Annotated in this window: 11 protein-coding genes; 3 read left to right on the top strand and 8 right to left on the bottom strand. The window is 37.3% G+C overall.

The annotated features are described in order from the left end of the window. Nucleotides 1-656: 656 nt before the first annotated feature. Together H9650_RS19675 and trhA are read right to left on the bottom strand one after the other, a co-directional pair. A complete protein-coding gene (locus H9650_RS19675; protein WP_151112559.1) occupies nucleotides 657-1,172 on the bottom strand; it encodes a hypothetical protein in 516 nt (171 codons plus the stop codon). A gap of 16 nt (nucleotides 1,173-1,188) precedes the next feature. Continuing rightward, complete coding sequence (gene trhA, locus H9650_RS19670; RefSeq protein ID WP_144541716.1) at nucleotides 1,189-1,836, bottom strand: PAQR family membrane homeostasis protein TrhA; 648 nt, start codon at nucleotides 1,834-1,836, stop codon at nucleotides 1,189-1,191. A 158-nt stretch (nucleotides 1,837-1,994) separates the two neighbouring features. Between trhA and H9650_RS19665 the strand changes: the two genes are divergently transcribed. After that, nucleotides 1,995-2,759, top strand: a complete 765-nt coding sequence (locus H9650_RS19665; protein ID WP_191697950.1) for an NRDE family protein — start codon at nucleotides 1,995-1,997, stop codon at nucleotides 2,757-2,759. Between the two features lie 153 nt (nucleotides 2,760-2,912). On the opposite strand, the gene H9650_RS19660 is transcribed toward H9650_RS19665, so the two are convergent. Both H9650_RS19660 and H9650_RS19655 read right to left on the bottom strand, forming a co-directional pair. Then, entirely contained in the window at nucleotides 2,913-4,292 is a 1,380-nt protein-coding gene (locus H9650_RS19660; RefSeq protein WP_191697949.1) for a plasmid pRiA4b ORF-3 family protein, read from the bottom strand. A 252-nt stretch (nucleotides 4,293-4,544) separates the two neighbouring features. Beyond that, nucleotides 4,545-5,369 carry an MBL fold metallo-hydrolase gene (locus tag H9650_RS19655; RefSeq protein ID WP_191697948.1) on the bottom strand — a complete coding sequence of 275 codons (825 nt, stop codon included), beginning with the start codon at nucleotides 5,367-5,369 and terminating at the stop codon, nucleotides 4,545-4,547. Nucleotides 5,370-5,731: 362 nt separating this feature from the next. Here H9650_RS19655 and H9650_RS19650 point away from each other — a divergent pair, with 362 nt between their 5' ends. Further along, nucleotides 5,732-5,932 carry a cold-shock protein gene (locus H9650_RS19650; protein ID WP_144541707.1) on the top strand — a complete coding sequence of 67 codons (201 nt, stop codon included), beginning with the start codon at nucleotides 5,732-5,734 and terminating at the stop codon, nucleotides 5,930-5,932. A 59-nt stretch (nucleotides 5,933-5,991) separates the two neighbouring features. Here the strand turns inward: H9650_RS19650 and H9650_RS19645 are convergent, their stop codons facing one another. The 3 genes from H9650_RS19645 to H9650_RS19635 are packed head-to-tail and all read right to left on the bottom strand — an operon-like array spanning nucleotide 5,992 to nucleotide 7,233. Beyond that, entirely contained in the window at nucleotides 5,992-6,549 is a 558-nt protein-coding gene (locus tag H9650_RS19645) for a DUF6434 domain-containing protein (protein WP_191697947.1), read from the bottom strand. After that, complete coding sequence (locus H9650_RS19640; RefSeq protein ID WP_191697946.1) at nucleotides 6,539-6,934, bottom strand: MerR family transcriptional regulator; 396 nt, start codon at nucleotides 6,932-6,934, stop codon at nucleotides 6,539-6,541. The genes H9650_RS19645 and H9650_RS19640 overlap by 11 nt, the downstream gene beginning before the upstream one ends. Beyond that, entirely contained in the window at nucleotides 6,931-7,233 is a 303-nt protein-coding gene (locus H9650_RS19635; protein WP_191697945.1) for a hypothetical protein, read from the bottom strand. The genes H9650_RS19640 and H9650_RS19635 overlap by 4 nt, the downstream gene beginning before the upstream one ends. A gap of 199 nt (nucleotides 7,234-7,432) precedes the next feature. On the opposite strand from H9650_RS19635, the gene H9650_RS19630 reads away from it, so the two are divergent. After that, complete coding sequence (locus H9650_RS19630) at nucleotides 7,433-9,121, top strand: methyl-accepting chemotaxis protein (protein WP_191697944.1); 1,689 nt, start codon at nucleotides 7,433-7,435, stop codon at nucleotides 9,119-9,121. A 373-nt stretch (nucleotides 9,122-9,494) separates the two neighbouring features. Here H9650_RS19630 and H9650_RS19625 read toward each other — a convergent pair whose 3' ends face one another. Further along, nucleotides 9,495-11,021 carry a tripartite tricarboxylate transporter permease gene (locus H9650_RS19625; RefSeq protein ID WP_191697943.1) on the bottom strand — a complete coding sequence of 509 codons (1,527 nt, stop codon included), beginning with the start codon at nucleotides 11,019-11,021 and terminating at the stop codon, nucleotides 9,495-9,497. Nucleotides 11,022-11,036: the final 15 nt, after the last annotated feature.

Below are 11,036 nucleotides of genomic sequence, written 5' to 3'. Positions count from 1 at the left end.
TGTTTTGCGTCAATACAACCGAAGTTGTTTGATGCTATATGTCTTAACGTTTTGCATGTTCAGTTTTCAATGTTCATCGTGTCAGCCAAACTTGTTTACCTCTTGGCGACTTCTACTATATTACTCTCGTTTATATTATAAGTCAACACTTTTTAAAAACTTTTTTAAAAAGATTTTATTAGAGTCTCATTCCTCTTCAGAGTTAGCTACATTAGTAGAATGTTCTAGGATTGATATTAGGCAAAAAACTATAGGATAAATCACTTTCCTTCTATATATTATTATACATCTCCTTGCAATTTGGTTATATAAATACACGGGCAATAGTTATTCTTCGTTTATGGTAATTCAAAACTATATTTCGCTCTCTTCCACCTTGTTATTTTCTACAGTCGATTCAGACAATACTCCTTACAGAAACAAATAATAAGCAGTAGAAAGTAATATCCTTACTTCCTACTGCTTCTTTAATTACCTTCCTATTGAGTTTGCGCTATGTAATACTTCTTTTTGGCGTGAACGGTTATAAATATTTTTATGCGGTCATAAAAAAATCTATCCGGTCATAAATCCTCGCTATCAGGTTATAAAATTTTCTATCCGGTCATAAACCCTTGATAGCCGGTCTCAAATAGTAATATCTCTCTGCTAAAGGACTATATAGTATGAAGAAGCTCTAACGTTTCGATTACACTGCTTAGAAAATCATCTATTTCGCCTATATTTTCTTCTTTAATTTTTTGGTGGAAGCTTAGCAAAATTGTATTTACATAGTTTTTCTTTAATTGTCCGTATTCAAAGCTTAAACGCTGAGTGATTGTTATATCGTCCTCCCATATTTCCTTTAGGGCTAACTCAATACTCTTACACTCTTCAGGTACTTCTATTACACTTTTTTGAAATTTTAACTGTAACGTACAGCCAGGGGCCTTACCAGGAGTCTCCAAAATTTCGGATGCTAACTCCTCCAAGGAAGCTTCTATTATAATCTCTGCCGTTACTTTTTGTTTATCGGAAAGGACAAATTCAATAGAAAAGTCTCTTTTTATAATAGAAAAATCCATTCGATCTGTTCTGTTAGTTATATTGATTTTGCGTTCTATATTGTCCATATCATATAGAAGATTCTCAAATGCAACCTTTAAATTTTCGAAGACGGTTGGATCATACATGTGATTTCCTCCTTAGTTATACAGGTATTGGCAGTAGTGTCATGATAGCGAAGAAAACTAAAATAGCCGCTACGAGCACAAATACATGCCACACTGCGTGATGGTACGGAAAGCCTCTCCATACATAAAAGACCGCCCCTCCGGTATAGAGCAATCCGCCAAGCGCTAGCAAAACAAGTCCCTCTGTGGACATATTGGTGATGAGCGGCTTCCATGCAAAAACTATTAACCAGCCCATCACAACATACAAGATAGTAGAGGTATGCAAAAACCGCTTAACAAAATAGGCTTTGAACACTGTACCTGCTATCGCTAGTCCCCACATAATACCAAACAATGTCCAACCTAGCGGACCTTTTACTACTAAGAATAGAAGTGGAGTATAGGAGCCTGCTATTAAATAATAAATAGAAGAATGATCCATGATTTCAAAGAAGTCTTTGGCTCTTCCCTCTGGAAATGCATGTACAAGGGTCGATGATGTAAACAATAGCACCATGGATGCCCCAAACAGTGTAAAACTCACCACATGCCAAGCATTCCCATACTTGACTGAGGAAACGATTAAAATAACAAGTGCAGCTATACTTAAAAGTGTACCAACACCATGTATGATTGCATTTGCAAGCTCTTCTCGTTTAGAAAATATATGTGTATTACTCATCTCTGTCATCTCCATTAAAATCGTTTATTCCATTTTATCCTATCACTTTTCATCAATAAAAGCAGACACTCATCAAATCTGATAATGATATAATAATTGAAGTAGTTAGCTATAGACCTGACTTCCCTCATAACTTGTTCAAAAAGGAGCTATCTTATATGTGTCTCGTTAATTTTCAATTTAAAACTCATCCTACCTATCCACTCATAGTAGTTGCCAATCGAGACGAATTTTATGAACGTCCAACTGAGTCTGCTCATTTTTGGACGGATTATCCTAACATCCTTGCCGGACGAGATTTGCTTCAAATGGGAACATGGCTTGGGGTTTCTAAAGCTGGTCGCTTTGCAGCATTGACCAATTTTAGGGATCCTCAACTAAAACCGGGTCGGCTTTCTCGAGGTGATATCGTTCGAGATTTTTTAGCTGGCAATGAAGAACCAATGGAGTTTATCGCAGGCTTAAAGAGAAAAAGAGAAAACTACGGTGGCTATAATGTTGTCATTGGGGATAGTAATCACCTGTATCACTATAACAATATCCTAGATGAAATGAATGAAATTGCGCCTGGTACACATAGCTTAAGCAATCATACCTTAAACACACCCTGGCCAAAGGTGAAAAAAGGAAAGCAGAAATTAGCTGAATATCTTCTATTAGATAAAGTAGAAGTTGAGCCTCTGTTCGAAATACTTAAAGACGAAAATGTTGCACAGGATTATGAGCTTCCCGAGACTGGTGTAGCTCTCGAGCTTGAACGTAGCTTATCTCCAATGTTTATCAAAATACCTAACTACGGTACACGCTCCTCGACTGTATTGTTAATGGACTACAATCAACAGGTTACCTTTGCAGAACGAACCTATTCAGAAGGTGAAACACAGTCTGAAAATTCTTTTGCATTCAAAACAAGCCTGACATAACTAGCTTCTATAAAACTGAGGTCATATCAAGAAAAAGTTTCCCCTGTTGCGAAAACAATAGCAGCCTATAACAAAAAATAAAGCTTCGAAAATTTTACTGTTCATAAAATTTTCGAAGCTTTTCATTTTTTAAGGTGAGTTGTGTCACAGTCTTTATTTTCCACAGCATTTCTTATACTTTTTACCACTGCCACATGGACACGGGTCGTTTCGGCCGACCTTTTTATCTGTTTGTTTGCTCTCCGGTGCAGCTGGTACTGCTTTTAGATTTGGCTGCTCCATCAAAGTAATTTCATGTGGGGTATGACCTCTATTGCCCCACAGGCGAGTTGTTACCGACACGAAGGCAATTGCCTGCACATATTCATTGAACATTTCCTGATCTTGAATGTTATGACGAACAGCAAATTTCTGAACCACCGTATTAATACTACTACCGACTGTTCGCATATCTCTGATTAGCTGATCCATATTTTCTTTGATCATTAATGTGCTACCACCAAATAGATCCTTTTGCATCATGGACGCAAGCTTTTCTTGATAGATTGTTTCCTCGTAATAATTAGGATCTGCATAACGAAGAAGCTCTTCCTTTGCTGGCACGTAATAAGGCTTTCCTACAGAGCTTTCTTTTAAGATTTCATAATCATTGGAGTTTATCGAAGTATGTACAAACTCATCTGAATTAACTGTAACAAATTGATTTTGTAATTGTTCTGACGATTTATCTATAAATGACAATAATTCATTTCTCGTCAGAGCTTTAACATTTTGCGAATTATATATATCTAGAAATTTAGAGAAGTCAATGATTCCATATAAGTTAATACAAGCAACTGTATACTTTAAAATAGCTTCCGTGTTTTCTGAATTCTCAAGAATAGTAGATTCTCCACCTCGATATTTATCCGTGAGGACAAGATAATTATCATGATCAATTTTCTCCCACTCTGTCTTTTTATACTTCACATTTTTAAGCAGTTCATTTAACTTGTCTTTATCAAAAGGTTTAAATTCCTGATGCTCAGCCCAGCCATACATATGTAAATAATCCGGATGATTAGGGTTGGCCATAATTTTTTTAAATTCCGAAAAGCCAATTGGACCACCAATATCTTCAGGAGGCGCCATGCCTTCTCCATCCAATATAGTAGGATAACCAAAATAATAATCCTCTACTATCTCTTCTAGCTCTATTAGAATTCTCCAATCGTCTTCAAAGTCATAGTTATAAATGAGGTAACCCTTCTCTTGAAGATACTTGTCAATCTTTATACGGGTTGGCTGCTTAACCTCTTTGCCTTCATACTTCTTCCCTTTATATTTTTGTATGATTGCTTCATCATTCGTAATATACTTGTCGTTTGTTTCTATCGCGAAGGAATGATATGGTTCCATCATGCTTCGAAAATTTGTCACGTATTGAATGGTCTCATGAAGTCTATTAAATGTCGCATCTGCCGGCAGAACGATTCTTCTCCACACCTTCGGATCTACGTGCTCAAATGATAATTTTAAAATATAAGCTTTCAAATAAATTCACCTTCCTCCATTAATCATACGGTATAAAACTGTTTTCTTCGAGCAAAAACTTCTTTTAGGAGAACGCTTACGCAGGGATTCTATATAATGTATTTTAGGAAGGTCTTTTGCTTTTTAGATAAAGGTAAAATAGTAGGGATAATGGAGTGTATGTAGGAGGAATTTGAAAAAAGCTGTCCTTTTCTATATTTGCTAGTAGGATCGCTCACTTAGTACAGAGAAACAGACTAAAAAAGGACTCTACTATGTAGCAGTCCTTTTGAGGCTCTCATTAATCACGGAACGTATGATATGTAGGGAGCTCCATTCACCCATGGAGAAGCGAGTGATGGGATATTTCTTCGGAAAAATAATATGGGTTATTTCTTCTTCACGTTTACCCTCCGCATGAAGCTGCAAAATACGGTCCTGTATCTCTAATAAATAATGTAACTTTCTTTCGAGTTGTCTTCTACCCTTCTCTAAGTAGCCTGCATGGCAGCAATAAACTTCATCAAAATCATACATAAGAACTCGCTGTAGGGACTCTATTAATGTCGGGATGCATTCCTCTCGAAGTACGACCTTCGTTCGTTCCTGGCAATAGAGATCTCCTGTAAACAATTGCCCGGTCTGTCGATTAAGAAATGCTAAATGGTCCTCGGCGTGTCCAGGTGTAGGAATGACGTCCCATGTGGCGGATTTGGAAGTAAACGTCTCGCCAATCGGCTCTGCTTTAAACGGCTGCCTCTTCCCCCAAAATAGCCTGCGATAGAGAGGATAGTCGGCTTTCTTTTGGCAACAATCTATATAAAGCTCGTTCATATAGATTGTTTTACCTTGATTTTGTAGATAAGAAGCGCAGCCAGTATGATCCTCATGATAATGAGTAATCATTACTTGATCTACTTCCTGCTGGAGAAAAAATGGTTTAAATTCCTTTTCGAGAGATTGTGACCCTGTATCTATTAAAACGCCATCCACTACAAAACAATGGACATTTAGTTTAACACTCAGAAAGGATACCTTCCCGTTTCCCATTACCACACCATTTTTAGTGGAAACATCAAATTCCTTTTTAAAAAGCATACGTTCTCCCCTTTTAAAAATTTTCTTTAGAAAAGAATACCATAAAATGAATGACTATTCACTATTTTAAAACTTCCCTAAGTACTGGTGCTTAGCTATTCATTATATAAAATATAAGATAATTATTTATTCTGTTTTACAGGATTAGGGAAATACTTTGAGATATCTTAAGTACTTTACTGGACAAATGAGAAGTTACGTTATATACTGAGTTCAATAGTTAAATTGCTTCATCAAAACATTGAATTCACATATTACAAAAAGTGATCGTGAAATGTTTGTCGATACTCTTTGTAATATGTGAATTTTTTTATCTGTTGAAAGATTTATATTATTTAATTTATTTTATGGAGGTTTTTTACATGACACAAGGTACAGTAAAATGGTTTAACGCAGAAAAAGGTTTCGGATTTATCGAGGTTGAAGGCGGAAGCGACGTATTCGCTCATTTCTCAGCTATTCAAGGTGAAGGATTCAAATCTCTTGACGAAGGTCAAAAAGTTGAATTTGATATCGAAGAAGGTAACCGCGGACCACAAGCAGTTAACATCGTAAAACTTTAATTCTTCGGAATTAACTTGATAAAAGTCGTACACTCGAAGTAATTCGAATGTACGACTTTTTATTTTTGATATTTATTACTACCTGGTAGCTGTTTGATAGCATTCCAAGCATCGATTGCATCCTGACGTGTTTTTTCTTTATTGTTAGGATCGGCAAAAAAGTCTTGAGTGAAACGGTTATATTCAAATTGAGGTGCAATCTCTCTTTTATAGGTTGGATCTTTTTTACGTTCTTCTTCCTCTTTCCAAGTATTCACTGCATCACGGTATGTTTTTCCAACGTTATTTTTAAAATAGTCCTGAATATAGGTAGAAAAATGAAATTTTGGTCCAATGGTTTGCTGAAAAAATGCTCTTACTTGTTGGCTACAGCGATGTCCCTCATTTATAACAATATCTAAAGACAGCACTGCATCTGCTTTAACCTGTTTAGTCTTCCTGACTGGTTGAAGTATTTCACCTGAGCGCAGAAAAACCTCTATTCGATTGGCGATTTCTATTTTAGAGCCAGAGGGACTAATACTGTGTTCTCTACAAAACTTTTGAAGTTCTTCCTTTAACCAATAGTACTGTTGAAATTCCTCTATGCTTAAATTTTTTGTTAGATTAGGTCTCATTTTTTGTTCCTCCAAGTAATTGTTCCATTTTCTTGTCTGCACGGAGCAACACTTCTTTTATTTGTATAATCTGTTCTTCTTTTTGTATCATTTCCCGATATTTTTCTTGAAATAAATTTCTTAGCAATTGTAATTTATCTGTTTCTACCTCAGTTAATTCACTATCTTTATCTACATGTTCAGTCCACTCAAAGAGTAATTTTATTTCATTTAATGTAAAACCATTCTGTTTTAGCTTAATAATTACTTGGATAGACAGTATATCCTCTTCTGTGTAATCTCGGTGATAGCACTCTATGTTTGGCTTTAATAGTTTTATCTTTTCATAATACCGAATAGTATCCTTGCTAACCCCGGTCTGGGAAGCAAATTCTCCAATTTTCACAATATCACCCCTATTACAATTAGCATATGAAAAACAAACCGAAAACCATGGTGACTATAGCTGATCCTTCCCTTTGTCTGAATTCCTTCCCAGATTGCTAGCAAATGTAGACTTATAAAACAGACTACTATTAAATACAACGTCCAGTTTGGAATGAACGAGCTTACAACCAATGCAAGCGAAGTTAACACAAATAATAAGGATCGTATAGAAAAGCCCTTTTCCTTCCATTGTACCACTCCAGCTACTAATGTTAATAATCCATACATACAAACTAAACTATGAACAACTATTTCCATCTCCACCACCTCCTCTTTGACTTTAAATCGTGGAGTTAACTCCATGTCAACAATGTTTTTAAGCTACTTTAGACTATTTTTATTAAATTTTTATCAATAAATTCCTTTTAGTAATAATTTTTCATTAGCCTACTTCAAATGACATTACTAATAGTCGATAAATACGAAGTGATTATATTTATTGGAAAGAAGGCAGCTTATGAGTATCGGCAAAAAGTTAAACATCGCATTTATCACTATTCTAGTTTTGTTATTAATCTCTACTGGAACATTTATGCTTACATCTGCTAATGTGGAAAGTAAAGTGGATGAGGCTCTCGACTATAGAGTCACTCAATTACGAATAATCGACGAGATTCGTTTTGGGATTGGAATGCAGGGTCAATATTCACAGGAACTGTTAATTGATAATTCTCCAGAGACGAAGGAGCAGTTAGAATACTATATCCAGTATGTCGACAACAAAATTGCTGAAATTGCATCTCTTGCCCACTCCAAAACTATGAAGGAATATGTTGAAGAGATTTACGTTTATAAAAATGAATTCAATGAGGCATCTGGAATATACTTGGAGTATGCTAAAACAGGTAGCATGAGCTCTGGAACAAGAATTTTAAAGGATCGTATTACTCCTGCAAATGCTGGTATTTTAGATGTTGCAAAAAAAATGCTCGATTATCAGGATAAGGAACTGAATAAAATATCGGAAGATACGGATAACGCTATGATTCTGTCTAACATTGTAGCAATTGTTATGTTAGTCATTATTCTGATAAACGGTTGTTTTGTTATGTGGTTCACTCGTAAGCAAATCTCTAATCCGTTAAAAGAAATGGTGAGCGTGTCCGAAACCATTGCAACTGGAGATTTATCGGTGGATGATTTGAAATACGTATCTAAGGATGAAATAGGAAAGCTCTCTTCTGCTACTAATCAAATGAAAAACAATCTTCAAACGTTACTCAAACGCATACATGAGAATTCGGAGCATTTAAGCGCAGCTGCCGAGGAGCTATCTGCTAGCACAGAAGAGGTAACCGCCTCTACAAATGAGATGGCCAATCGTGCTAATGACACTCTAGAATCTTCCGCTTCTGCTGCCCAGTCAGCCAACGAAAGTTCGCGCGCTATGGATGAAACTGCAACGGGAGTTCAAAGAATTGCCGAATCAACACAGAGCTTACATGACAATTCGAACGAGACGTATCAAGCAGCACTCGCTGGAGGCAAAATTATTCAACAGGCTAGCGAGCAGATGAATACGATTAACCATTCTTCCGAAATGATGAATGATTTAGTACAAAAGCTTAGCAAACAAACAATTGAAATTGAAAATATCACTAATGTGATTACGAATATCACAGAGCAGACTAATCTCTTAGCTCTAAACGCTGCAATCGAAGCAGCACGAGCAGGAGAACATGGCAAAGGATTTGCAGTTGTTGCTGATGAGGTTCGCAAGCTTGCAGAAGAATCTAGACAATCCGCAAATCAAATAGTGAATTTGATTAAGGAGATAAAATTAGATACAAGCAATGTAGAGAAAGCTGCTGAGGACTCCCTCACTTCTGTTACAGAAGGTGTAAAAATTATTGGAGAAGCGGGCCAAGCTTTTGAGGAAATTGTCACTGCTGTAGAGCAGATGAACATTCAAATTGAGGAAATTTCAGCTACTTCTGAGGAAATTTCAGCTTCTGCAGAACAGGTTTCCGCCTCTGCAATGGAAATCGCTAACGGAGCAGCAAATGCTTCCTCTAACGTAGAAAGTATTGCAGCAGCTATCGAGGAGCAAACAGCTAGTATGGAGCAAGTCAGTGGTGTGGCGGTTGAGCTGTCACAGAATGCTCAGGACTTACAAGAAGAAATAAATAAATTCAAACTAGCATAAAAAAATCTCCATTTTACTCTTTTTCGAAAGCTACAGACTCATAGTCCATTTCAATACCGAATAATTTTTAGGAGGATGATCGCACTTCATGATCGTCCTCCTATTTTGGTATTTATCGATCACCTCAATTAAAAGTGAGCGCCTATAGCAATACATTTTTATAAAAAAACAGCTACCAAAGTTTATGACTCTGGCAGCTGTTTTGAGGGATAAGAAAAGCATATAGACAGGCGGTGACTCCAACGGGAGGTAGACAGCTAAGGCCATTCCAAATGACGTGTAAGCGACAGGGCCAGCTTTTTCACTCCCCCACCAGAAAGCGCCCGCTTAAAGCGGAAATATCTTAAAACCATCTTTTAAGAATCCCTTATATCTATTCTTCCTCATTAATAATCACTCGTTTCCCTCTAGCCTTTAATATAAGAGGGACTAACAACCAAGCAGCTGCCGCAATTATGAAAACTAATGATAATGGTTTCGTAAAGAAGATACTAAAGTCTCCGTTAGAAATGGTCAGTGCACGGCGCATGTTATTTTCTATCATAGGACCTAACACAAGTGCAAGCACTAATGGGGCAACTGGGAAATCATTTTTAGATAAGAGATACCCAAGTATTCCACAGCCTAATAATAAAAACAAATCGAAGGTTGTGTACTGTACAGCGTACACTCCGAAAAATGAAATGGCTATAATCATTGGTAGCAAATATTTTTTAGGTGTTTCAATAATTTTTGCAAACACTCTAACTAATGGCATATTCAACACAAGCAGCATCAGATTCCCAATGAACATACTAGCAATCAGACCCCATGCAACCTCTGGATGCTCATCAAATAATAACGGGCCTGGCTGAATATTATACATAATAAGTGCTCCCATAAGGATCGCTGTTGTCCCAGATCCAGGTATACCTAGTGTCAAAAGTGGAATCATCGCTCCACCTGAAGCTGCATTGTTTGCTGATTCTGGACCAGCCACTCCTGCAATATTCCCCTTGCCGAAAGTTTCAGGCTTTTTGCTAAATTTCTTCTCTGTAGTGTAGGAAAAGAAGGATGCAAGTGTAGCCCCTGCTCCTGGTAAGACTCCAATAAAGAAGCCAAGTAAAGAACCTCGGACAATAGGTACAGAGCTGTCCTTGATATCCTGTTTAGTGGGTAGTATGCGGTTTATCTTTGCTATATTACCCGTCTCTTCATCTTTCTCCAATATCGTTTTAAATACCTCACCTAGTGCAAATAATCCTACAGCGATTGTTAAAAACTCTAGGCCAGAATAAAGAATCGGTTGGTCATATGTAAAGCGAGCAATACCGGAAACTGCATCAATACCAATCGTTCCTAGCATGAGTCCTAAAACAGTCATTATTAATGCCTTGGTCATAGACTTTCCTGCGAGCCCACTAACGGCAGCTAGCCCCAGCAGCATTAAAGAAAAGTACTCAGCTGGTCCGAATTTAATCGCGACATTAGAAAGAGGCTCGGCTAGCAGCACTAGACCGAGAAGGGCAACAATTCCTGCCACGAATGATCCGATAGCAGCGATGGATAAAGCAGCTCCTGCTCTGCCCTGCTGTGCCATTTGGTATCCGTCTAATGTAGTTACAACGGATGAGGACTCTCCCGGTGTATTCAATAATATAGATGTCGTTGAACCCCCATACATAGCACCATAATAAACCCCTGCTAACAATATAATAGAGCTAGCTGCTGCAGCTTCTGTTGGCATCCCCGACGTGATAGTTGCAGTTACCGGAATTAGGAGAGCCACACCGCTCATAGGTCCAATCCCAGGTAAAACGCCAACAGCGGTTCCAATAATTACACCTACAAATGCAAATAATATATTTTGCCATTGGAAGGCAACACTAAATCCATCCATTAAAAACTGTAATGTACTCATCGCTTGATGTCTCCC

The sequence above is a fragment of the Psychrobacillus faecigallinarum genome (genome assembly GCF_014836595.1).
GTDB lineage: Bacteria > Bacillota > Bacilli > Bacillales_A > Planococcaceae > Psychrobacillus > Psychrobacillus faecigallinarum.
The sequence above is the reverse complement of the archived record's forward strand: the minus strand, read 5'-3'. Positions and strand labels throughout refer to the sequence as shown.